At 37.4% G+C, this 22,678-nt stretch carries 21 protein-coding genes; 9 read left to right on the top strand and 12 right to left on the bottom strand.

The window, feature by feature from the left end; translation table 11 throughout:
• Window positions 1–73: 73 nt before the first annotated feature.
• Window positions 74–556, bottom strand: coding sequence for a YciE/YciF ferroxidase family protein (locus tag B5X51_RS13215; protein WP_079721667.1), 483 nt, complete (start codon window positions 554–556; stop codon window positions 74–76).
• Between the two features lie 206 nt (window positions 557–762).
• On the opposite strand from B5X51_RS13215, the gene B5X51_RS13210 reads away from it, so the two are divergent.
• The 5 genes from B5X51_RS13210 (at window position 763) to B5X51_RS13190 (ending at window position 6,617) form a co-directional block, all read left to right on the top strand.
• The gene (locus tag B5X51_RS13210; RefSeq protein ID WP_079721666.1) at window positions 763–1,011 is read left to right on the top strand and encodes a DUF7218 family protein; all 249 of its coding nucleotides are present in this window, start codon (window positions 763–765) and stop codon (window positions 1,009–1,011) included.
• Window position 1,012: 1 nt separating this feature from the next.
• Complete coding sequence (ku, locus tag B5X51_RS13205; protein WP_079721665.1) at window positions 1,013–1,789, top strand: non-homologous end joining protein Ku; 777 nt, start codon at window positions 1,013–1,015, stop codon at window positions 1,787–1,789.
• A 3-nt stretch (window positions 1,790–1,792) separates the two neighbouring features.
• Window positions 1,793–4,249 carry a DNA ligase D gene (gene ligD / locus B5X51_RS13200; RefSeq protein ID WP_079721664.1) on the top strand — a complete coding sequence of 819 codons (2,457 nt, stop codon included), beginning with the start codon at window positions 1,793–1,795 and terminating at the stop codon, window positions 4,247–4,249.
• 63 nt (window positions 4,250–4,312) lie between these two features.
• Window positions 4,313–5,347 carry an App1 family protein gene (locus B5X51_RS13195; protein ID WP_079721663.1) on the top strand — a complete coding sequence of 345 codons (1,035 nt, stop codon included), beginning with the start codon at window positions 4,313–4,315 and terminating at the stop codon, window positions 5,345–5,347.
• 289 nt (window positions 5,348–5,636) lie between these two features.
• Window positions 5,637–6,617 (top strand): lipoate--protein ligase, encoded by a 981-nt coding sequence (locus B5X51_RS13190; protein WP_079721662.1) that lies wholly within the window; start codon window positions 5,637–5,639, stop codon window positions 6,615–6,617.
• Between the two features lie 68 nt (window positions 6,618–6,685).
• On the opposite strand, the gene B5X51_RS13185 is transcribed toward B5X51_RS13190, so the two are convergent.
• Window positions 6,686–7,351, bottom strand: a complete 666-nt coding sequence (locus tag B5X51_RS13185) for a sterol desaturase family protein (protein ID WP_079721661.1) — start codon at window positions 7,349–7,351, stop codon at window positions 6,686–6,688.
• 11 nt (window positions 7,352–7,362) lie between these two features.
• Window positions 7,363–7,977 carry a deoxynucleoside kinase gene (locus B5X51_RS13180; RefSeq protein WP_057480549.1) on the bottom strand — a complete coding sequence of 205 codons (615 nt, stop codon included), beginning with the start codon at window positions 7,975–7,977 and terminating at the stop codon, window positions 7,363–7,365.
• Window positions 7,978–8,154: 177 nt separating this feature from the next.
• On the opposite strand from B5X51_RS13180, the gene B5X51_RS13175 reads away from it, so the two are divergent.
• A complete protein-coding gene (locus B5X51_RS13175; protein ID WP_079721660.1) occupies window positions 8,155–9,048 on the top strand; it encodes a DUF302 domain-containing protein in 894 nt (297 codons plus the stop codon).
• Here B5X51_RS13175 and B5X51_RS13170 read toward each other — a convergent pair.
• Window positions 9,045–9,962: an AraC family transcriptional regulator gene (locus B5X51_RS13170; protein ID WP_079721659.1), complete on the bottom strand. Its 918-nt coding sequence runs from the start codon at window positions 9,960–9,962 to the stop codon at window positions 9,045–9,047. The genes B5X51_RS13175 and B5X51_RS13170 overlap by 4 nt on opposite strands.
• Window positions 9,963–10,075: 113 nt before the next feature.
• On the opposite strand from B5X51_RS13170, the gene B5X51_RS13165 reads away from it, so the two are divergent.
• Both B5X51_RS13165 and B5X51_RS13160 read left to right on the top strand, forming a co-directional pair.
• Complete coding sequence (locus tag B5X51_RS13165) at window positions 10,076–11,575, top strand: aldehyde dehydrogenase family protein (protein WP_079721658.1); 1,500 nt, start codon at window positions 10,076–10,078, stop codon at window positions 11,573–11,575.
• Window positions 11,576–11,577: 2 nt separating this feature from the next.
• Window positions 11,578–11,937, top strand: a complete 360-nt coding sequence (locus B5X51_RS13160) for a DUF779 domain-containing protein (RefSeq protein ID WP_079721657.1) — start codon at window positions 11,578–11,580, stop codon at window positions 11,935–11,937.
• 299 nt (window positions 11,938–12,236) lie between these two features.
• Here B5X51_RS13160 and B5X51_RS13155 read toward each other — a convergent pair whose 3' ends face one another.
• The 3 genes from B5X51_RS13155 to B5X51_RS13145 all read right to left on the bottom strand — a co-directional run bounded on the left by B5X51_RS13155 (window position 12,237) and on the right by B5X51_RS13145 (window position 16,416).
• Window positions 12,237–12,605 carry a DUF6122 family protein gene (locus B5X51_RS13155; RefSeq protein ID WP_079721656.1) on the bottom strand — a complete coding sequence of 123 codons (369 nt, stop codon included), beginning with the start codon at window positions 12,603–12,605 and terminating at the stop codon, window positions 12,237–12,239.
• Window positions 12,606–12,666: 61 nt separating this feature from the next.
• A complete protein-coding gene (locus tag B5X51_RS13150) occupies window positions 12,667–13,008 on the bottom strand; it encodes a DUF202 domain-containing protein (RefSeq protein WP_079721655.1) in 342 nt (113 codons plus the stop codon).
• 114 nt (window positions 13,009–13,122) lie between these two features.
• Window positions 13,123–16,416 (bottom strand): amidohydrolase family protein, encoded by a 3,294-nt coding sequence (locus B5X51_RS13145; RefSeq protein ID WP_079721654.1) that lies wholly within the window; start codon window positions 16,414–16,416, stop codon window positions 13,123–13,125.
• Between the two features lie 334 nt (window positions 16,417–16,750).
• On the opposite strand from B5X51_RS13145, the gene B5X51_RS13140 reads away from it, so the two are divergent.
• On the top strand, window positions 16,751–17,269 hold the full coding sequence (locus B5X51_RS13140) for a DinB family protein (RefSeq protein WP_079721653.1): 519 nt from the start codon (window positions 16,751–16,753) through the stop codon (window positions 17,267–17,269).
• On the opposite strand, the gene B5X51_RS13135 is transcribed toward B5X51_RS13140, so the two are convergent.
• From B5X51_RS13135 to metK, 5 genes are all read right to left on the bottom strand, one after another.
• Entirely contained in the window at window positions 17,266–18,204 is a 939-nt protein-coding gene (locus B5X51_RS13135) for a pyridoxal-phosphate dependent enzyme (RefSeq protein ID WP_079721652.1), read from the bottom strand. The genes B5X51_RS13140 and B5X51_RS13135 overlap by 4 nt on opposite strands.
• Window positions 18,205–18,277: 73 nt before the next feature.
• Window positions 18,278–18,730: a universal stress protein gene (locus B5X51_RS13130; RefSeq protein ID WP_079721651.1), complete on the bottom strand. Its 453-nt coding sequence runs from the start codon at window positions 18,728–18,730 to the stop codon at window positions 18,278–18,280.
• A 15-nt stretch (window positions 18,731–18,745) separates the two neighbouring features.
• The gene (locus B5X51_RS13125; protein WP_079721650.1) at window positions 18,746–19,675 is read right to left on the bottom strand and encodes a 2-hydroxyacid dehydrogenase; all 930 of its coding nucleotides are present in this window, start codon (window positions 19,673–19,675) and stop codon (window positions 18,746–18,748) included.
• Window positions 19,676–19,704: 29 nt separating this feature from the next.
• The gene (locus B5X51_RS13120; protein ID WP_079721649.1) at window positions 19,705–21,069 is read right to left on the bottom strand and encodes an acyl-CoA dehydrogenase family protein; all 1,365 of its coding nucleotides are present in this window, start codon (window positions 21,067–21,069) and stop codon (window positions 19,705–19,707) included.
• A gap of 132 nt (window positions 21,070–21,201) precedes the next feature.
• On the bottom strand, window positions 21,202–22,458 hold the full coding sequence (metK, locus tag B5X51_RS13115) for a methionine adenosyltransferase (protein ID WP_079721648.1): 1,257 nt from the start codon (window positions 22,456–22,458) through the stop codon (window positions 21,202–21,204).
• Window positions 22,459–22,678 lie beyond the last annotated feature (220 nt).

Raw genomic sequence — 22,678 nt, 5'->3', positions numbered from 1 at the left:
GATCCTGAAACAAGTTCAGGATGACGGTTCTAACAGGAATCTTCAAACAGCCTCTTTTCTTTAAAATATAGACCTATTTAGCCTTTTTATTCACGCGTTTTTCTGCGAGTTTATTCAGGTCTTCATCGGCGGTATATTCTTCATCAAGCGTTTTCTGTAACTTATTCGCTACAGCTTTATGGCCTAATTCTTTGGCGTATCGCACCAAAGTACCATAACCGGAAATTTCATAATGTTCAACCCGCTGGGCATCTGCGATAATTCCTGCATCCCTTACGTCATCTTCGGCATCTTCTTTTAGAAAAGCTTCGGCCTCCTCTATAAGACCTTTCATCGCTTTGCATTCTTCGCCGGTAGGTTTAAAGCCCAGTTCCTTGCTAACTTCTTCCAAGCGCTTTTTGTGCTCTTTGGTTTCCTCGAGGTGGTCTTCAAAAGCCTTTTTCAATTTTTCATCGGTTGCAGCTTTCGCCATTTTCGGTAAAGCTTTGACTAACTGGCTTTCGGCACTGTAAAGGTCTTTTAATTGGTGTTCAAATAGATCTTCTAACTTTTTCATGATTAAATATTTAATGGTTAAAATTGTTAGATAAATTTATAAGCAAAGTGTTCTGAGCCAAGTTAAATGAGTGATAAAGCTTTGTTGTTTATTCCTTAAAATTTTAAGCTGAAGGCCTTTCCAATTTTAACAAAGCTACAACTAAGCTTACGCATTAATTCATTTAATTTTAAGTAGAAAAGAAACATAAATTAAAATTGAATATTATGGCTAAAGATCATGGACCATCAATTAAAAACGATGAACAGTACGAGGAACTTCGTGATGAAGGAATGAGCAAATCTAAAGCTGCAAGAATTGCCAATGATCCCAATTCAGGGGAGAAAGGCGGCAAAGCCGATAAATATGAGGAGCGCACCAAAGAGGAACTCTATGAGAAGGCCCAGGAGATCGGGATCGAAGGCCGAAGCGATATGACCAAAGATGAGTTAATTAAAGCGCTTAGAAACCACTAAAATGAGATCTATTTGGAATGGCTCTATTAGCTTCGGACTGGTTTCTATCCCGGTAAAATTATACTCGGCTTCAGAAAGCAGAAAGCTCGATCTCGATATGTTAGATCGGCACGATAATGCCCGTATTCGTTACAAAAGAGTAAATGAAGATACCGGGAAAGAAGTGGAGTGGAAAGATATTGTGAAGGGTTTTAAAAAAGATGAAGATTATATTGTACTCGAGAAAGAAGATTTTGAAAATGCCAACCTCAAAAAAAGTAAAACCATAGATATTGAAGAATTTGTGGAAGAGGATGAAGTGGCCGAGGTTCTTTATAAAAAGCCCTATTTCCTGGAGCCGCAAAAAGAGGGTGGGAAATCCTATAATTTACTTCGTGATGCGCTTAAAAAAACCGGAAAGTTAGGTGTGGCTACTTTTGTAATGCGGCAAAAAGAACACTTGAGTTTGGTTGGTGTTTACGATAAAGCCTTGGTCTTACACGTGATTAGGTTTGCCGAAGAAATTAGGGAGACAAAAGATATAAAACTTCTCAAAACCAAAGTTGCCAAGAAAGAAGTAGATATGGCTATTTCGTTAATAGATCAGTACACTACAAAGTTTGATCCCGATAAATATAAAGATGTGTACAATGATCAATTAATGAAAATTATTGAATCTAAAAGTACTGGCAAAAAGCCCAAACCACAGAAATTTAAAGATGAGCCTACCGAGGCAAAAGATCTTATGGCAAAATTAAAGGCCAGTCTTGATAAAAAGAAAAAGTCTAAAGCATCCTAAAAGATGAGTTTAGCCGATTATAAAAAAAAGCGAAACTTTAAAAACACGCCAGAACCCGGCGCCGATTTTTCTACCGAAAATCGCGGACGGTTTGTAATTCAGCGGCATGAAGCCACACGTCTGCATTACGATTTACGACTGGAAATGGAAGGAGTTTTAAAAAGTTGGGCCGTGCCTAAAGGCCCTTCAATGAATCCGAAAGATAAACGCCTGGCGATAGAAACCGAAGATCATCCCGTTAAATATTTAGATTTTGAAGGTACTATCCCAAAAGGAAATTATGGAGCGGGGGAGATGCAAATTTGGGATAAGGGCACTTTTAAAGCCGCTGCAAAAACTAAGGATAACCTTGAAGAACAATGGGAAGACGGTAACCTGAAAATTGTTTTTACAGGCAGCAAAATTAAAGGTGAATTTGCTTTGGTTAAAACTAAGCGAGGTGATAAAAAGAACCAGTGGCTGCTTATTAAAAAGAACGATGATTACTCTACCGAGATGGATTATGATGCGGAAGTTTTTTCCGAAAAAAAGCGTCAGGATAAAGCCGATAAAAAACCTGAAGGAAAAGTTAGAAAAATAAATCCTTCAGAATTTACAAAACCAATGCTCGCTACCACCGGCAAGAAAATATTTAACGATCCCGATTGGATTTACGAGTTAAAATGGGATGGTTATCGCGCCCTGGCGCATATTGAAGACGGCAAGGTGGATCTCTATTCCCGAAACGGAATTTCCTTTAATTCTAAATTTCCAAAGCTAGTCAAGGATTTAGAACAGGTAGAAAATAATGTGATTTTAGACGGTGAAATTGTGGTATTGAATAAAGAGGGAATTCCACAGTTCCAGGCTTTGCAAAATTATAATGAAAACACCCCGGGAGCCTTGCGTTTCTATGTTTTTGATATGCTTTTTCTCAATGGTCATTCTATGTTAGATCTGCCACTTTTAGAGCGCAAAAGTTTAATCCCTGAAGTTTTGGAAGATCTGGACATGGTTCAATATTGCGATCATATTGAAGGTATGGGCACCGCATTCTATAATAAATCCATAGACCTGGGATTGGAAGGTGTGATCGCCAAAAAAGCCGATGCTACCTATTCTCCCGGCTATAGAACTGAAAAATGGCTAAAAATAAAGGCCGATAATTCCCGGGAAGTGCTTATTTGCGGTTACACCACTTCGGAAGGTGCGGTTTTTGGTTCCCTGATTATGGGCGCTTACGAAGATGAGGAGCTAAAATATATTGGAAACTGCGGTACAGGTTTTTCTAATGATGAGCAGAAAGCATTGTTGAAAAAGTTTAAAAGCAGGGAACGTAAAACTTCTCCTTTTTCAGAAAAAATAAATTTAAAGGATAGAGAGCCGGTTTGGATGCGCCCCGATTTGATTGCTGAGGTAAAGTATTCGGAAATTACAAAAACAGGAAAACTGCGACATCCCGTTTTTAAAGCTCTTAGAAAAGATAAAGATCCCGAAGAAATTTCAGCTGAAGAAATTATTGAAAATAAAACTTCCGAAGAAAAGAAAACAAAAAAAACTTCGCCAAAGAAATCTGGCGAAAGCCTGGAAATAGATGGGATAGAAGTGCCGTTTACTAATTTAGACAAGATGTATTGGCCAGATTCCAGATTTAGAAAATATGATTTAATAGATTATTATATCCAGGTTTCAGAAATAATGTTGCCTTACTTAAAAGATCGTCCGCAGAATTTACACCGGCATCCCAATGGTATTAAAAAACAAGGTTTTTATCAGAAAGATAATGAGGGGAATTTACCCAATTGGGTAGCAACTACTGAAATTTATTCCGAATCTTCAGAAAAAGACATCGAATATTTACTTTGCCAGAACGAGGCTACGCTTTTATATATGGCAAATTTGGGTTGTATAGAGATCAATCCCTGGAATTCGAGAATTAATAACCTGGATAATCCAGATTATATGGTGATAGATTTAGATCCTTCAGATAAAAATACTTTTGATGAAGTGATTGAAGTTGCCCAGGCCGCTAAGGAAGTCATGGATCTAGCCAAAATTGATGGCTTTTGTAAAACTTCCGGTTCCAGCGGACTTCATATTTATATTCCGCTAGGCGGAAATTATAGTTATGATGAGGCGCGCGATTTCACCAAATTGCTGTGTTATTATATTGCAGATAAAGTCCCAAAAATAACCAGTATGGATCGCGCTAAAAAGAAGCGAAAAGACAAGATTTACCTCGATTATTTGCAAAATCGAAGAGGCCAAACCCTGGCTTCAGCCTATTGCGCACGCCCAAAACCTGGTGCGCCTGTTTCCGCTCCATTAGAATGGAAAGAAGTAAAAGGCGGACTTAAAATTCTGGATTTCAACATTAAAAATATGTCACAACGAATTCAGAAAAAAGGTGATCTATTTAAAAAAGTGCTCCAAAAGGGAATTGATATGGAGCATGCTATGCAAAGCTTAGAATCTTCCTAAAGTTTAATTAAAAGCAAGGTGTGACTTCCTGATAATTTTTAACTTGACCAAAAGCGGAAATTAATGAAGAAAAGAATACGCAAACTAGCCGGTAGGTATAAATTAATAGAGCAGATCTTAATCACGGCATATAGAAGTTACGGCACTCATTCCCGTCTATATATAAAGGGACGTGTGTTAGATAATGAACCACTAAAAATTACGCAAGATGCCAATATTTTTAAAACTATAAAAACTACCTATAAGCAGTTTGATACATTTGAAATCCCGGAAGCACAAATAGATTTAAGCCTGCCGGGAAAGGTGCATACAAGCACAGAAACCAATGCTGAAGGCTTTTTTTTATTTGAAGATGATATCAAAGAAAACCTGGCAGAATACGCAGATGAAGAAGGCTGGCTAGATTATAAGTTATATTATAAAGGGCCTATGGGTAAAAAAACCGAGTTGCTGGAAGATCCGTTTACCGGTAGTTTTTTAATTCCGCACCCAGAAGCAGAATACGGGGTGATTAGTGATATAGACGACACTATTTTACAGACTGGTGTTACTTCATTTTTAAAATTGCGATTGCTTAAAAATTCATTGTTAACCAATGCCTATGATAGAATTCCGCTAAAAGGAGCGGCTGAATTTTATCAGAAATTGCACGAAGGCCGGGACGGTACGCCCAATAATCCCATTTTCTATTTAAGTAATAGCCCGTGGAACTTATATGAATATTTAAAATTATTTTTGGATCATAATGCTTTTCCGAAAGGTCCAATTTTGCTTCGGAAATTCAGAACGCCATTCGATGGGAGTATCAAACCTGAAAAGCCACATAAACAAAAGGAAATCACTAATATTTTGCAAACCTATCCAGCTATGAATTTTATTCTAATTGGAGATAGTGGCGAACATGATGCCTCTATTTATACTGAGATTGCAGCGCAGTACCCAGAAAGGATTCTGGCAATATATCTAAGAAGTGTAAAGCATAAAAAACAAATGAACCGTGTGAGAAGTATTGTAGATAATTTTGAGACTACTCCGGTACTTATGGTAGAATCTTCACAAGAAGCTATAGCGCACGCAAAGGAACACGAGTTTATTTAAACGTATAAGTCCCATTTCCAGTATAGGAAGTCTGCATCCAGTAAGACCTTTGTATATTAGCATTATTTTGCAAAAATATCTAATAAACAAGAATCTTAAACGTGCAATTTATCACGAGAAAAGCAAGCTCGTTAAAGAGTCAGTTTTAGGTAAGTGTTTAAAACGTTTACTCGATAATCGAGATTGAATGCTCCGAGGCTTGCCTCGAAATCAAATTATATTTTTCAATATTAATGCTTCGTGAGCTTGCTCCGAAGTAGTTTACTTAATTCTTTTAAAAAATAAAACTATGCTGTGTATTAAGCATCACTCTACAGATCCTTATTTTAATATCGCAACTGATGAATTTATATTTAAACATTTAGAGGAAGACTGCTTTATGCTTTGGCGAAATGATAATGCTATTATTGTTGGGAAGCATCAAAATACCATTGCAGAAGTAAATGTAGATTATGTAAAAGATAGAGGAATTAAGGTGGTTCGAAGACTTTCGGGTGGTGGCGCTGTTTATCACGATTTAGGGAATTTAAATTTCTCCTTCACAAGAACTGGTAAAAATTCTGAAATGGTGGATTTTCAGCGTTATACAAAGCCTATTCTTGAGGTTTTGCAAAGTTTAGGTGTAGAAGCTAGGTTTGAAGGGAGAAATGATTTAACGATAAAAGGCAAAAAATTTTCGGGAAATGCCGAACACCTGGTAAAGAACAAGATCTTACATCATGGGACGCTTTTGTTCTCTTCAGATATGAAAGATATTAGCGGGGCATTAAAGGTGAATCCTTTAAAATATAAAGGTCGTGCTATGAAATCGGTACCTAACCGTGTAACCAATATAAGCGATCATCTTGAGGAAAAAATTACTCTTGATGAATTTACCGATAAAATAATGGATCACATTACAAATACATTTGATGATGCTAAAATGTATTCCTTCTCTGATGAAGATTTAAAGAAAATAGAGGAAATTCGGGATAAAAAATACAGTACATGGGCCTGGAATTTTGGATCTTCTCCTGATTATAATTTTGAACAGGGATTAAGAACAGAGGGAGGAACCATAGAAATGCATATGAATGTTTCAAAAGGAATAATTACTGATGTAAAAATTCACGGAGACTTTTTTCATATAAAAGATATAGAGCCTATAGAGCGTGCCCTGGAAAGTACTAATCACGAAGAAGTGGAAATTAGAAAGGTCTTGCAGCAATTTAATTTGAATGAATATTTCAACAAAATAACCGAAGACGACCTTATTAAAATTATGTTCTAAACCGCGCAAAGAAATGTTTGTATTATGAAAAACAAACATGATATTTAATACATTATAAAGTAAATATTCTAATCGTCAATACTTTTTCCAACAGCGGTTTTTTTACTGCCTGAGGTTTTTCTGGGCATTGTTCTAAAAATATGATCCCAGAGTGGTGAAGAAACACCAAAAGCCCTGTCTGACTCCCGGTAATGATGAATGCTGTGATGTTGCCATAAAATCTTTAGGAAATTGTTAGGTACTTTAAAGGCGTGTACGGAGTAATGAATAGCCAGGTACGCGGCATATCCTATTAAAAATCCAGCCAGGAATCCAAAAACATAATCTCCTAAAACAGCCCGGTAAATTATAAAAAGTACGGTAGCAATTATCAAACTTAAAATCGGCGGCATTGCCAATCGGGATTTATCTTTTGGGTAATCGTGGTGTACACCGTGCATCGTGTAAGATATCTTTTTCTTTCTTTCACTAGTTGCAGGGATATGGTACAGGTAACGGTGCATAATATATTCTACAAAAGTGAAAAAGAAAAGTCCGGCTGCGAAGAGTCCTACCATAATAGGTGCTTCAAAACCTTTTTCAATAATCCCATAGTAAATTAAAGCAACTGCAATTACTCCAAAAATAATCAGTGGAAAAGAAATATGCGTATGCGTGAGTTTTTCTAAAATTGGGTTGTCAAATAACTTTGGAGAACCCTTGTGTTTTGGCCGTTTAAGTTTTGTTGATTCCATTTTTTCGAGTTTTAAAACAATCCGTGAATCTCAGCGTCAATGCGGTTTATAATATTTCCCAGGTCTTCAGGATCGTCTACAAAATTAATATTGTCTACATCTATAATTAATAAATTGCCTTTGTTATAGTTATGCACCCAGGCCTCGTAACGCTCATTTAGTCTGCTTAAGTAATCTATAGAAATAGAGTTTTCATAATCACGTCCTCTCTTATGTATTTGGGAAACCAGGTTTGGAATACTGCTTCGCAGGTAGATTAGAAGATCAGGTCCCTGTACAACACTTTCCATAAGGTCAAAGAGGGAACTGTAATTTTCAAAATCGCGATTGGTCATTAATCCCATCGCGTGCAGGTTGGGTGCGAAAATATGGGCATCTTCATAGATGGTTCTGTCCTGGATGATCTTTTTTCCGCTCTCGCGTATTTGAAGTATTTGCCTAAACCTGCTATTTAAAAAGTATATTTGGAGGTTAAAAGACCAACGCTCCATTTTATTATAGAAATCTTCAAGATAGGGGTTCTCCAATACATCTTCATACTGCGCTTCCCAGTTATAATGTTTTGCCAATAATTTAGTAAGGGTGGTTTTTCCTGCGCCAATATTCCCTGCAATCGCTACGTGCATAAATTTGTTATAATTAGATAGTTGTTAGGGCCGCTTTAAAAAGCGGGGTGCAAAGATACAAGAATTAAGGTTCTTTGATTTTTACACTTTGTCAAATTACTCATAAATCTTGAAAAGCTAAAGTTTTTGATTCTATATCTTCTTAAAATTCATTAACTTAAAGTTGAATTTAAAGCTATGAAATCTCTGTTAAAATATTTTATCTTCATTTTTTGTTGCGGTATTCAATTTGGAACAGCGCAAGAAAAAGATAAAGACCACCTAATGCTTACTCGCAGTGATTATAGCTTTAAAGAAACAGCTTCGCGTTTGGATAAGATTTTAAAGCTAAATAATAATCTCACTCTTTTTGCTGAAATTCAGCACTCGGAAGAAGCTAAAAAAGCCGGGTTAGAACTTTCAGCAAAAAATCTGTTTATTTTCGGAAATCCAAAACAGGGCACCTTATTGATGCAATGTGATCAACTGGCAGGTCTGGATCTTCCGCTTAAAATTTTAGTGTATAAAATAGAAAACCAAACCAAAATCACCTACAGTAGTGTTAATTATTTGAAACAGCGGTACGAGCTTAAAAAAGCCAGGAATTTAGGCGACCTAAATAAAGCGCTGAAAAATATAGCTTCTAAGGTATCGGGGAATAGGGTAAAAAAATCAGGGGAGTTTAAGTTAAACAAGCACCAGGGTATAATTTCAGAAATAAGTGAATTTGATTTTCAAACTACCTATGAGCGTCTGGTTTCTGCGATTGAAACTAATCTCAATCTTCAGATTTTTTCAGAAATAGATCATTTTAAAAATGCTGAAGAAATAAACCTGGGAATGCGCCCCACTAGACTTATAATTTTTGGAAACCCTAGAATTGGTACCCCAATTATGCAAGAAAATGCAAAGATAGCCCTGGAGTTGCCGGTTAAATTTCTGGTTTGGCGTGATGAAGCCGGAATCGTGAAAATTTCTTATAATGATCCTGCATTTTTAGTAGAAAGGTTTAAACTTACCAAGAATATTCCTCAGTTGGAAGCCATGAAAAGTGCCCTGGAAAACCTTAGTATGAATGCTGCGAAATATTAAGCAATATTGTTTTTAACCAGTTTTCTATATTGATTGGGTGTAACTTTTTCAAAACGTTTAAATTGTCGATTAAAATAGCTGGTATTGTTAAATCCGCTTTTATAAGCAATATCTGCAAACTTATTGTTTGTTCTTTGAATAAGCTTCTTCGCAAATTTAATTCGTTCTCCGTTTAGATAATCTATAGGACTTTCACCAAGCGTATTTTTAAAACTTCGGTAAAAATTTGAAGTACTCATACATGCTTTATTCGCCAATTTATCTACCTGAATGTTTTCGGTAAGATGTTCTCGCATATATTTTACGATAAACGCCATTCTATTATTATCAAAAAGTGTTTCATTATCCAGGAGCATTACTTTTGCTTTAGTTTGAAGTAACCTTATAATGAGTTCTTTTACCATTAAGTCTAACAACATGTCTTTAGCCCTGCCATCTTCCAGGAATGTGCTAAAAATGCGGTCTAACACAAATTGTACCTGCTGGTTATTGGCCAGATGTACAGCGCTTGCGTCAAAACTATGTTGATCATTTTCGAAATCAATACGAGTATTTTCATTAAAAAATTCAACTGTTTCTTTTATTTTATCCGGATCAATTCCCAGAGCGAGGCATCGCGTAGGATGTTTGGAGTTGGCCAGGGGGAAATCTATGATCATCTTTTTATCTGAAGGCAACACTACCGATTCTCCCGGGAAAAAATCAAAAGATTTCATACCCTCCAGGTGCATTATTTTCTTTCCCGTAAGCATACTTGCAATAATTGGAAACCCAAACTGAAGATTTACACTTTCTGCTACCTGCCGGGTTTCAAAAACATTTAATTCAGCATAATCAGCACTGTAGATCGTCCTGTTTTCTATTGAAGTGTTGAGTTTTAAATCGCGATTGTAGTTTAGTAAATTATTATTCAAAACCTATTTAATTTAATAAGACAGTAGTAATGTAGTATTTATTTGTAGAAAAGTTCAATTATTTAATCTTAAAATTAAGGATATTGTAGTGTTAATTATAAATAATTATTTCAATGAGCTACTCAGCACCAAAATTTAAGGAAAAATATGGCAATTTTATTAATGGAAAATTTCAGGATCCTATTGATGGAGCGTATTTTGAAAACCATTCTCCGGTAGACAATAAACTATTGGCCAGGTATCCAAGGTCTAATGAGAAGGATGTAAAAAATGCGATTGAAGCTGCTAATAATGCAAAGCACGAATGGGGGAAAACATCAGCTTCAGAACGAGCTACTATACTGAATAAAATCGCTGATGTTATTCATGAAAATCTGGAAACTTTTGCGCAAATGGAAACTGCAGATAACGGGAAGTCCATACGAGAGACCATGAATGCAGATGTCCCATTGGCGGTAGATCATTTTAGATATTTTGCAGCAGCAATTCGGGCAGAAGAAGGTTCTGCTACAGAACTTAACGAAAATACACTTTCCTTAATTATTAATGAACCGCTTGGTGTAGTTGCACAAATTATTCCGTGGAACTTTCCATTATTAATGCTTGCCTGGAAGGTGGCGCCTGCATTAGCATCGGGAAACTGCGTTGTTTTAAAACCTGCCGAACAAACCCCGGCCTCAGCAACATTTTTAGCTGAAAAAATTGCAGATCTTTTACCGCCCGGTGTATTCAACGTGATTCATGGTTTTGGTCCCGAAGCGGGGAAACCTCTAGCTTCCAGCCCTAATGTAGATAAGGTGGCCTTTACTGGAGAAACTACTACCGGCCAATTAATTATGCAATATGCTTCAAAGAACCTGCACCCGGTAACTATGGAATTGGGTGGAAAATCGCCCAATGTATTTTTTAATAGTATTATGGACCATGATGATGCTTTCCTTGATAAATGTATTGAAGGCGCTGTGCTTTTTGCATTTAACCAGGGAGAAGTTTGTACCGCGCCATCCAGGATCTTGATTCAGGAAGATATTTATGATGAATTCATTAAGCGGGTAATTGAACGTACCAAAGCTATAAAAATGGGTAATCCTTTTGAAGAATCCACTATGATGGGTGCACAGGCTTCCAGCGATCAGCATCAAAAAATCCTGGAATATATTAAGATAGGAAAAGATGAAGGCGCCGAGGTTATAGCCGGCGGTGGTGCAGCAAAACTTGATGGAGATTTAGCAAACGGATTTTACATTCAGCCAACTATTTTAAAAGGCCATAATAAAATGAGGGTTTTTCAGGAAGAAATTTTTGGTCCTGTAGTAGCGGTTTGCACATTTAAAGATGAAGCTGAAGCGATTGAAATCGCAAATGATACTATGTATGGTCTTGGTGCCGGCGTTTGGACCAGAGATGCACATCAATTATATCAAATTCCACGAGCAATAAAAGCCGGACGGGTTTGGGTAAATTGCTATCACGATTATCCTGCGCACGCCCCATTTGGAGGTTATAAAAAATCTGGTTTCGGAAGAGAAAACCATTTAATGATGCTGAATCATTACCGACAAAGCAAAAACATGTTGATTTCCTATGATAAGAATAAACTGGGATTCTTTTAGAAATGGAATATAAAAGAGTAGAAATAACTCCTGAAGCAAATAAATTATTGCAGGAACTCAAGCAACAGCACGGCGAGGTGATCTTTCACCAAAGCGGCGGCTGTTGCGACGGGTCTTCGCCTATGTTACTGCCAAAAGAGGATTTTTATATTGATGATAATGATATTTTACTGGGGGAAGTTGGCGGCGTAAATTTTTATATGAGCCACGACCAATTTGAGTATTGGAAACATACTCATCTTACCGTAGATATCGTAAAGGGTAGGGGAGGTAGCTTTTCGCTGGATATTCCCACCGGTTATCGCTTTCTAATAAAATCAAGAATGCTTAGCGATGAAGAAAATAATAACCTAAACCCTTAAATTGTTGCTTAAGCAATGCCTGAAATCTGTTTATACCCTAAATATTCAGTTTTTCAGGTTTTTTACTCGATAATCGAGATTTAATACTCTGTTGCGAAGCATCGGGTTGCCTCGAAATCAAAAAAAATCCATTTAATGTCTCGTGCGTTTGCTATGAGTTAATTTTGCTGGTAGGTTTAAATTGTGCTATGACCGTCTAAAGAAATTTGTTTTAGAGCTTGTCCCGATTTTTACTCGGGGGATCTAAGATGTTGGAAATTGAAACAAAATTATGATGTTCCTATATTTCTAAAAAAAAATTAATTAAACCATTTATAAATTTCAGAAGAAGTATAACATTCACCGCATTTAGAAAACATCCAAATGCAATCTATAAAATCGGTAAGCATATGAAATAGCAAACCTATGAATATTAATTTCAATAGTTTGTTTTTTATAAAAAAGAAGCCTAATAAATAGCCAATAATTGCAAAATGAGAATGTAAAGGATGATAGCCAATTCCGCAGCGCATGGGATCAAATAAAGGAGTGGCGAAGACGTGATCAAGATCTACGGCCATAGTAGCTAGTAAAATAAGCCAGTTTTTTTTCCAGTTCTTTTTATCATAAAACCAGGCAATAGCACCAATAGCTATAAAATGAAGAAAATAATGTGTGACTGTTTGCAATTGAAGTTTTTACAAATTGAAGTTTCTAAAAAATATCTAAACCTGGACCTCAATAAACTTATTAATTATTTTCAGGTTCTTCTTCCTCTTCAGCTGTAGACTCTATTTTGCCCTTTAAAAGATCCTTCATCTTATTTTTTAGTACGATGAATCGCCAAATACCAATGGTAAGGAACAATACAGAAATGACCAGGGCCAGGTAGCCAATATAATGCATCTCTTGGTATTCCTTTAGCTGAATTAAAGCCAAACCCCCCAGCAGAAAGTACATAGCCGCTTGGGTATAGGATAACAGCGTACGCTCATTGGCGAGCTTAGTTCTTTCCAGCGCAAGATGTTCGCGAATAATGCTTTCATCTATTTTTCTGTGAGTGAAAAGCTTTCCAAATTTAACCCTTCTCATAAAATTTTATATTTCAGCATAGAAACTGGATAGTTAATTTGCTTTAAAAGTTACCAAATTAGGTTTGTTTAAGCAAGAACTTAATTAACTATCCAGTTTGTGATTTTTGGTTTTTTAATTAGTTAATCTATGGCAGGTACAACCGGGAGCGGTAAAGCTCTGGGTGCTTTCGTGCCATGGGAAAGCCGCATTATATTTGTTATTTTCCCAATAAAATTCGCCGCGTTCTTCTGGATTGTTTCCAATTTCATTCATTGTTTCGGCGTCATATAATCTACCGTTTACCATCGTGTAAATAACCGATTCAGAATTACGAATATCTTCCAATGGATTCTTCTCTAAAACAATTAAATCGGCTAGTTTACCTTCTTCTAAAGATCCAATTTCGCTGCCCATTCCAATATACTCGGCACCGTTAATTGTGGCTGCCTGTAATGCTTCCAAATTGGTCATTCCGCCCATTTGCAGTAGCCAAAGTTCCCAGTGAGCACCAAGTCCCTGCAACTGCCCATGTGCTCCAAGATTAACCTTTACGCCAATGTCAGAAAGTTCTTTAGCAGTGTTTGAAACTAAAATAGGTCCGTTATCATATTCTTCATCAGGAAGTTTTGTACGATGTCTTGATCTTGAATCTACAATTTGACGAGGAGTAAAATTTAGCAAGCGCTCATTCTCCCAAACATTGTCCTTTTGATAAAAGTAATATTCACCGTTTACGCCTCCGTAATTTACAATTAACGTTGGGGTATAACCGGTATTGCTGTTGCTCCAAAGTGTTTCTATATCTTTAAAAACAGGTGCTACAGGAATATTATGCTCTATCCCGGTGTGCCCGTCTACAATCATATTCATATTATGTAAAAAGGTACTTCCACCTTCGGGTACTACATTCATTTCTAGTTCTTTAGCTGCCTGCATAATTTGCTGGCGTTGTTCACGACGGGGCTGATTGTAACTTTTTACCGAAGTCGCTCCAAAGGCTTTTGTTCTTCTTAAAGCCGATTTAGCATCTTCCAGACTATTAATTACCGCTTTAAAATCGCCTTCTGCACCGTAAAGAATAATTCCGGTAGAATAGATTCTTGGCCCTACCATTTCACCGGCTTTCACCATTTCTGCCATACTAAAAATGCTTTCACTTAAAGCCGAAGGATCGTGCACTGTAGTTACCCCAAAAGCCATATTTGCATATAAAGGCCAGTGTTTTTCGGGCGTTAAGCCATATCTAAACGCGCCAATATGAGCGTGAGCATCAACAATACCGGGCATTATTGTTTTCCCTTCCAGGTCATAAACTTTCGCGTTATTCGGAATATTTACTTCGGAAGCTTCGCCTACTGAAACAATTTTATTTTCTTCAATAACCAGACTTCCATTTTCAATTACCTGATCACCGTTCATGGTAATAATCCTGGCATTTGTAAACGCGATTTTGCCTTCGGGAACATCGGTTTTTAATTGCAATCCTATTTTTGTTCCTTTTTCGGTAATAGCAGGAATAGAATCTGGAGAACTTTCTAAGAACGTAAAACGCTCTGAAACTTCATTGGTAAAATATTCGTCACCTAAGGTCCAATGTACATTTTGGCTGTTGTTAGACCAATGTAAGTTCATTCCGGCGTCTTTGGTGATTTGGGTTACCGGAATACTTTTGGTGTTGTTATCTAAATCTAAAGGTCTTCCTGTTAATGTAAGCGGTGCCAAATAAGCCTGGTGCAAATGACTAAAAGCTACCCATTTGTTATCAGGGCTTGGTACTAAACGGTTAGCGTGTTTTGAATTGATGTGCGTGCGCTCGTCATTTCCATTTACGTCAATACTTTTTAAGCTCTTTTGCAGGCTACCCATAAGTGCGCCCCCGGTTTGAAAGAAAATTCGGGAATCGTCTTTGTTAAACACTGGGAAATCTCCCGTGTTGTGGATCTTCTTTTTATTTTCTCCCGAAGCACTTATCGTGTAAATTCCAGGTTCTTTGCTAAATGTTTGTCCCTGGTCGCTATTCCCTCTTTCTTTAACAAAAACAATTTGTTCTCCATTATTTGAGAAGGCCGGGTTTCTATAAATTCCTTTTTCTGAAGTGAGTTTTTGCGGATTTCTTCCATTAAGGCCAACTTTCATTAAAGCCCCCATTTTTGAATCGTTCCAGGTCACATAAACAAGCTCTTTCCCGTTTGGTGAAAAAGCAGGTTCAAACTCAAAATCTTCACTCTTTGTAATTCGCTGAGGTTTTCCGTTAGGTAAAGATTTTTTCCATAGATAACCAACCGCATTAAAAATAAGGGTTTTTCCATCTGGTGAAGTTACTGCGTGACGAATCACTTTAGGATTAAAATCTTCTGAAAACACCTGATGTTCACTGCGATGCGTTTCAGCGATTTCTATGGTATTTTCAGCTTCAAAAGGAATGATTTCAGAAGAATAATCTTCAATATTTACTTTATTAATCTTTCCTTCACTCCAAAAAACAAGCTCTTTTCCTGAAGGCATCCAGCTAAAACCGGGATAAACTCCAAAAATTGCCCATGCTTCCTGCTGGTCTTTACTCAACTTATCGTATACCGGCCATTCTTCGCCAGTTTCCAGGTTATGAATAAATAAAACCGATTTTGTTCTTACGCGTTTTATAAAAGCGAGCTTCTTTCCATCAGGAGAAACCTGAGGTCTTGCTGCACCTCCGGGACCACCGGTAATAGTCTTGTTTTTACCGGTTTCAAAATCGTATCTTTTAATTACATAGATCTGTTTATTAGGGTCTTTATTGTACTGAAACATTCCGCCCGGGTACATATCTTCACTGTAATAAAGGTAGCGGCCATCGGGAGAAACGCTAGGCTCATTGACGTCTTGCTGGTCGTTTTTGCGTTCTGTTAATTGTAAGCCACCTTCGCCACCAATATGATACAACCACATTTCACCGGCACCAAGAGAACGGCCAGAGGTAAAGTGTTTTCTGGCAACGATCGCATTTCCGTCAGGCGTCCAAACCGCATTGTTTAATAATCTAAAATCTTCTTTGGTAAGTTGCTTTGCATTTTCTCCTTCGGCATTCATGACCCAAATATTGTCACCACCGCCGGCATCACTGGTAAAAGAGATTTTAGAACCATCGGGGCTAAAGCGCGGCTGGACTTCATAAGCCATTCCGCTTCTTAAAAGTTCTGCTTTGCCGCCAGTAATTGGCATTTTATAGATATCGCCTAAAAGATCAAAAACAATGGTTTTGCCATCTGGGGAGACATCAAGGTTCATCCACGTACCTTCATCGGTTTGCAGTGGAACTTCTTTAATATTCCAATCATCGGAATAAGGATCGTTTACATCCCATTTTTTTTTCTCTTCTTTTTCTTGAGAGAAAAGTGGTGAAGCGGCTAAAAGTAACATAATAGCCGGAAGAAAATTTCTAAGCATAGTGTAATTTTTAATGATTTTTGTTAGGATGCCAATTAGATGTGCAGGTGTCACTTCGAGTGGTTATTGCTAATTATTGAAACTGTATCGACAAGTGTGAATCGTTTTTAACTTATTCTCGATATGATTTTCGCAAAAAAAACTATTCGAATTAACGTACTCTTAAAAGTGTTTAATAAGCTCCTTTCTTAAAGAGGCTAAATATACTATGAAATGCTCAAAAGCTAAAGCCGAAATGCAGATTTAAAAACTTAAAGCTTACCGACTATTTTTTATGAGCTTTGTTTTTTCTATTAAGTTTTTATTCGATATTTTTTGGATGAAAAATTAAAAAATGGAAAATAATAAACCTGAAGTTTGGTTACGTGGAAAGATACTTGGTGTTCCTAATTTGTTGCAACCTGCTGCTCATGCTCTTTTGCAATCTAGCGAAGAAGTAGAAAAGTATATAAAAGATTTTCCTGAAGAATTGCTTTGGAAAAAGCCTGCAGGTCGGGCTTCAGTAGGATTCCATTTACAACATTTAACCGGAGTGATAGATCGAATGTTAACCTACGCGAAAGCCGAAAAACTATCGGAAACTCAGTTTGAATATTTGGAAAATGAAGGAGTTGTGAATCCGCAGATAGCACTAGTGTTTCTTGTGCAGAATTTTCGGGATAAAGTGGAAGAGGCACTCGTTTTTCTTAAAAATACTCCTGAGAACAAACTAACTGAATTTAGAGTTGTGGGAAGAAAAAAATTACCTTCAACAGTAATTGGCTTACTTTTTCACGCGGCAGAGCATAGCCAGCGGCATGTTGGACAACTTTTGGTAACGGTAAGTTTTTTAAAGGAGAACAGGGAAATTTAAAAAGGTAAATTACTTAAGTCTACATTACCTCCAGAAATGATAATTCCCACCCTTTTTCCGTGAAATTTTTCTTTTTCACGTAGAACAGCCGCAAAGGCTACCGCGGCAGAGGGTTCAACGACAATCTTCATTCGTTCCCAAATAAGTTTCATAGCCGTTATAATTTCCCCTTCTTCAACCCTAATAATTTCGGAAACTTTATTTTGTATAATTGGGAAGTTTTTATCGCCCAAATGTGTTTTTAGTCCATCGGCAATAGTGTTGATAGTTTTATTAAACTCAATTTTTCCGCTTTCTAAAGAGCGGTAAGCATCGTCAACTTCAAAAGGCTCTGCGCCTATGGTTTTACATTTTTCGGCATAAAAATCTACTGCAAGTGCGGTGCCGGCTAAGAGACCACCGCCACCAACGGGAGTGATTATAACATCCAGTTCTGGGAAATCTTCAATAAACTCTTTTGCTGCGGTTCCCTGGCCATAGATTACATTAACATCGTTAGAAGGATGTAGAAAAGTAGCGCCGGTTTCTTTCTGTATTTTTGCAGCAGCTGCTTCCCGGGCTTTTATATTGGGTTCACACTCGGTAATTTGGCCTCCATAAGTTTTTACTGCATCTTTTTTAACTATAGGGGCAGAGGAAGGCATCACGATATAAGCAGGGATTCCCAGGCTTTTTGCTGAAAGTGAAACAGCCTGAGCAAAATTACCTGAAGAATGTGTAACAACTCCTTTTGCTCTTTCTTCTGCGCTTAGTGCTAAAATTGCAGCAGTAGCGCCGCGCATTTTAAAAGCGCCCATTCTTTGAAAATTCTCGCATTTAAAATACACTTCGGTTTCGGCAAGACCATTTAATAATCGCGATCGCATTACAGGCGTGCGCTTAATGTAGGTTGCAATTTGTGAGTGTAGTTTTGTGAACTCCTCTTTACTTATCATTATAACCGGTTTATGCTAATAAAATTAATACAAATTATGCGGTAAAGATTGAAAAATAAGACTGAATAAAATGCTATTTTTCTTCTTCAATTGGAACAGAAAGAACCGGGATTTCAGCATTTTTAAATAGTTCTACCGATACACTCTCGGCAAAAAGATTATAGAAAAAGCTGTGTTTGTGAGTGCCTACAATAAGCATGTCAGCTTTTAATTTTTTGGCTTCTTCAAGTACAGTTTCTACTGTAGAACCTTGAATTAAAAGCGCATCAGATGCTATCTTTTTGCTAATAAACATTTCGCAAATTTGTTGTAGTTCTTTATGTTCTGCCTTAAGTTCATCAGCACGCATATCCCGTATGTATTGAGGTCCTGTACTATAGCCTACGAAATCTGGATCTGGAGCGGCCACGTGGACCACCCAGATTTTTGCTCCAAATTTCTGCGCCATACTTTCAGCGTAAGCCATAAGTTCACCTACGGCATCGTTAAAATCTACCGCTACAAGAATATTTTTGAAATTTTTCATAAGCTTATTTTTTAATTAATAGCCTCTATCTCTTTTCACCTCATTTTTAAGTTCTTCACCTTCCTGTAATCTCTCGTAGTTCTCAATAATTTGTGGTACTACAGAATTTGGCTGAGTAACACTGGCAATGTGCGGGGTTACTCTAATTTTTGGATGTTTCCAAAATGGGTGCTCATCTCTAATGGGTTCTTCCCAGAATACATCTAAGGCAGCACCGGAAAGATGACCGTCGTCTACCTTAGCTAAAAGATCTTGCTCTACCAAATGTTCACCACGAGCAACATTTATTAAATATGCACCTTTAGGTAATTTTTCAAATAATTCTTTATTGAGTATTTTTTCGGTATCTGGAGTTAAAGGAAGCATGTTTACCAAAATATCTGACTGCTCTAGAAAATCATCTAATTCATCTTCTCCGGCAAAGCTCTCTACGTTTTCAAATTCTTTCTTGTTTTTTGAAAATCCAATTACCTTAAAATCGTTTTGAAGCAATTTATGAGCAACCCTTTGTCCCAGGTTTCCAATTCCCAAAATTCCAACTTTAACTTCGTTGTTCCGGGTGTAAGGAACGGGTTCCCATTTTTCGTTAATTTGACTTTCACGATAGTGCAATAGGTTTCTTTGGTGAGCCAAAACAAGGCTGAGTACAAAAGTTCCCATATCTTCCGCTAAACGATTGTCTACCACTTTGGTGATTTTCACATTTTTGGGAAGCTCCTCATCACTGGTGATATGGTCTACCCCGGCACCCATAGAAGCAATAACTTTTAGATTAGGATAATTTTGGAAAATTCCGCGGGGATGATTCCAGGTTAATGCGAATTCTACATCTTCTTTATCGTGGTCTTCGGGATAAACATAAATATTTAATCCTGGATGTTGTTCTTTTAAGGCTTCAACCCAGGCTTCCGGGTCTTTCCCCGGGCTAATAACTAATAATGACATTCTCTTTCTTTTTTTTTGATTATTTAATATCAATTCACAAACGCACTGTAACCGGTAATTGCACGACCTACAATAAGTGAATTTATTTCTTTTGTTCCTTCATAACTATAAATGGCTTCTGCATCTGCTACAAAACGCGCTACATCGTGTTCAAGTAAAATACCGTTGCCACCCATTACCTCTCGAGCACGGCTCACCACATCTCTAGTGCGCATACTACAGAAAACCTTAGCCAGAGAAGCGTGTTCATCTGTGAGTAAGTCGGCATCCTGCATTTCAGAAAGCCTGAAAACTAAAGTTTGCATCGCGGTAAGATTGGAAACCATTTCTACCAAATGATCTTGAATTAATTGATAAGAAGCAATTGGTCTCCCAAATTGTTCTCTTTTTCGGGTATATTTTAAAGCACTCTCGTAAGCTCCACGAGCACAACCCACAGCCTGCCATGCTACGCCAGCTCTGGTCATACGAAGTACTTTTGCAGTATCTTTAAAAGAATCTGCTTTTTGTAATCTATCACTTTCCGGTACTTTGCAATCGGTTAAGGTAATAAGGGCGTTTTGTACAATTCTAAGCGCCATTTTATCTTCCATCTTTTCGGCTTTAAAGCCTGGATTTCCTTTTCTAACGAGGAAACCTTTTACCTGGTTACTATCTTCGTCCCGAGCCCAAATAATAACTACATCGGCGAAGGTGGCATTACTTATCCATTTTTTCTGTCCGTTTAATATCCAATTTTCACCATCAAATTTACAGGTGGTTTCCAACCCCCCGGCAACTCCAGATCCTACATTTGGTTCTGTAAGTCCAAAGGCACCAATAGCATCTAATTTTTGCATCTTTGGAAGCCATTCCTGTTTCTGTTCTTCACTTCCGCAGAGATAAATAGAGCCCATTGCCAGGCCACTGTGCACACCAAAGAAGGTTGAAATGGAAACATCTACCCTGGCAATTTCCTGTGCGATGATGCCTTCCATTAAAAACGGAAGATTTGGGCAGCCGTAACCTTCGTAAGGAACGCCGGTAATATTTAATTTTTTAAATTTTTCAATAATCTCGTGCGGAAATTTAGCGCGGTTCCAATGGTCGTTTACCAAAGGTCTAACTTCATCTTCCATAAAATTTCGCACCTCCATCTGCAACTTGCGTTGCTCATCTGTTAATTTAAGGTCTAAATTGTAAAAATCGCCATCTATGGGAGGGAGGTCGCTTTGCCCTTTTTTACGTTTGGTTTTTAACATTTTCATCAAACCCTTGAGCTGGCGTTCATCGAGTTGGCCTAAACTTTTCATCGCTTCAGAAAGGTCTATTTGCTCATTTATTTTTGCTAATTGATCCATGTCAACCGACTTTAATAGGTTGATGGTGTTTTTTACTTTTTTAAAAACAGACATAAGGTGTTTGATTGGTGGAATTCTAAAATTAGGAATTTAAACTGCGTCCCGTTGTTAAAGCTTTCCGAAGAAAACGTCAAAAAAAATACCGCTGGTTTCAGCGGTATTTTTAATAATTATGGCGTTTATAATTTAAAGCTCAAAAGCTTCCTTAACTTTATCTACATAATCCAGTTTTTCCCAGGTAAAGAGTTCAACTTCTTTCTTTATTTCTCCGGAATAAGGACTTTTAAAGATTTTTGTTATTGTTTTTGGGGTTTTTCCCATATGGCCGTAGGCAGCAGTTTCCCGATAAATAGGATTCCTTAGCTTTAATCTATCTTCAATGGCCCAAGGGCGCATATCAAATATTTGAGCTACTTTCTTCGCGATTTCACCATCTTTCATATCTACTTTAGCTGTGCCGTAGGTTTCTACTGAAATTGAAGTAGGTTCTACAACCCCAATGGCATAAGAAACTTGAACTAAAACTTCATCTGCAAGCCCGGCTGCAACTAAGTTTTTGGCCACATGTCTAGATGCGTAAGCGGCCGAGCGGTCTACTTTACTGGGATCTTTTCCGGAGAATGCACCACCACCGTGAGCACCTTTACCACCGTAGGTGTCTACGATAATTTTTCTTCCGGTAAGTCCCGCATCACCGTGGGGTCCACCAATAACAAACTTTCCTGTTGGGTTTATATGATATGTAATATCATCATTAAATAGTTTCTGAACGTATTCAGGTAATTGAGCTTTTACTCGCGGAATAAGGATTTCAAGAATATCTTTCTTGATTTTTTTTAGCATTTCATCATCATTCTCATCAAAATCATCGTGCTGGGTAGAAACTACCACTGCAACAATTTTTTGCGGAACATTTTCATCGCTATATTCTATAGTAACCTGGCTTTTAGAATCTGGACGCAGGTAGGGGATATCTTTTCCTTCACGTCTTAATTTTGCCAGTTCAATAAGAATTTTGTGAGAGATATCTAGCGCCAGGGGCATATAATTTTCTGTCTCGTTAGTGGCGTAGCCAAACATCATGCCCTGGTCTCCGGCGCCTTGTTCCTCCTTGTTTCCGCGATCTACACCCTGATAGATTTCCTGGGATTGTTCGTGAATTAGGGAGATTACGCCACAGGAATCACCACTAAATTTATAAGCGCCTTTGGTGTAGCCAATGTCATTTATAACTTCCCGCGCAATGTTTTGCACATCTAAATAAGTGTCGCTTCTAACTTCTCCGGCAAGTACAACCTGGCCAGTAGTTACCAATGTTTCGCAAGCAACTTTAGAATTTTCATCAAATGCAAGGAAATTATCTAGTAGTGTATCGCTTATTTGATCTGCGATTTTATCGGGGTGACCTTCAGATACACTTTCTGAAGTAAATAAATATGCCATATTTTAAAATTATTTTTTTAAAAATACGGGCAGAATTTGACAAATAAAGCTAAGAGGAGTGTATTACTGCTTTAGCATTTTTAATACACACATTGTGTATTTCAGGGTTGCAATCAGTCAAATCCTTCCCTTTAATTAATTAAGGTACAAATGTATAAAAATAACCTTAACTCAAACTTGCTTTAACTTTCTTTTTTATTCGGTTTAAGGATGTTAGGAT

The sequence above is a fragment of the Salegentibacter holothuriorum genome (genome assembly GCF_900168045.1).
In the GTDB taxonomy this organism is placed as follows: domain Bacteria; phylum Bacteroidota; class Bacteroidia; order Flavobacteriales; family Flavobacteriaceae; genus Salegentibacter; species Salegentibacter holothuriorum.
Note: the sequence above shows the minus strand (reverse complement) of the source record. Positions and strands in the feature narration are given on the sequence as shown.

Excerpts from the sequence above, each read along its gene's own strand:
- B5X51_RS13160 (WP_079721657.1), top strand. The coding sequence starts at position 11,578 with ATGGAATATAAAAGAGTAGAAATAACTCCTGAAGCAAATAAATTATTG.
- B5X51_RS13140 (WP_079721653.1), top strand. The coding sequence starts at position 16,751 with ATGGAAAATAATAAACCTGAAGTTTGGTTACGTGGAAAGATACTTGGT.
- B5X51_RS13125 (WP_079721650.1), bottom strand. The coding sequence starts at position 19,675 with ATGTCATTATTAGTTATTAGCCCGGGGAAAGACCCGGAAGCCTGGGTT.
- B5X51_RS13215 (WP_079721667.1), bottom strand. The coding sequence starts at position 556 with ATGAAAAAGTTAGAAGATCTATTTGAACACCAATTAAAAGACCTTTAC.
- B5X51_RS13130 (WP_079721651.1), bottom strand. The coding sequence starts at position 18,730 with ATGAAAAATTTCAAAAATATTCTTGTAGCGGTAGATTTTAACGATGCC.
- B5X51_RS13190 (WP_079721662.1), top strand. The coding sequence starts at position 5,637 with ATGCTGTGTATTAAGCATCACTCTACAGATCCTTATTTTAATATCGCA.
- B5X51_RS13150 (WP_079721655.1), bottom strand. The coding sequence starts at position 13,008 with ATGAGAAGGGTTAAATTTGGAAAGCTTTTCACTCACAGAAAAATAGAT.
- ligD (WP_079721664.1), top strand. The coding sequence starts at position 1,793 with ATGAGTTTAGCCGATTATAAAAAAAAGCGAAACTTTAAAAACACGCCA.
- B5X51_RS13195 (WP_079721663.1), top strand. The coding sequence starts at position 4,313 with ATGAAGAAAAGAATACGCAAACTAGCCGGTAGGTATAAATTAATAGAG.
- B5X51_RS13135 (WP_079721652.1), bottom strand. The coding sequence starts at position 18,204 with ATGATAAGTAAAGAGGAGTTCACAAAACTACACTCACAAATTGCAACC.
- B5X51_RS13145 (WP_079721654.1), bottom strand. The coding sequence starts at position 16,416 with ATGCTTAGAAATTTTCTTCCGGCTATTATGTTACTTTTAGCCGCTTCA.
- B5X51_RS13180 (WP_057480549.1), bottom strand. The coding sequence starts at position 7,977 with ATGCACGTAGCGATTGCAGGGAATATTGGCGCAGGAAAAACCACCCTT.
- B5X51_RS13120 (WP_079721649.1), bottom strand. The coding sequence starts at position 21,069 with ATGTCTGTTTTTAAAAAAGTAAAAAACACCATCAACCTATTAAAGTCG.
- metK (WP_079721648.1), bottom strand. The coding sequence starts at position 22,458 with ATGGCATATTTATTTACTTCAGAAAGTGTATCTGAAGGTCACCCCGAT.
- ku (WP_079721665.1), top strand. The coding sequence starts at position 1,013 with ATGAGATCTATTTGGAATGGCTCTATTAGCTTCGGACTGGTTTCTATC.
- B5X51_RS13185 (WP_079721661.1), bottom strand. The coding sequence starts at position 7,351 with ATGGAATCAACAAAACTTAAACGGCCAAAACACAAGGGTTCTCCAAAG.
- B5X51_RS13165 (WP_079721658.1), top strand. The coding sequence starts at position 10,076 with ATGAGCTACTCAGCACCAAAATTTAAGGAAAAATATGGCAATTTTATT.
- B5X51_RS13175 (WP_079721660.1), top strand. The coding sequence starts at position 8,155 with ATGAAATCTCTGTTAAAATATTTTATCTTCATTTTTTGTTGCGGTATT.
- B5X51_RS13210 (WP_079721666.1), top strand. The coding sequence starts at position 763 with ATGGCTAAAGATCATGGACCATCAATTAAAAACGATGAACAGTACGAG.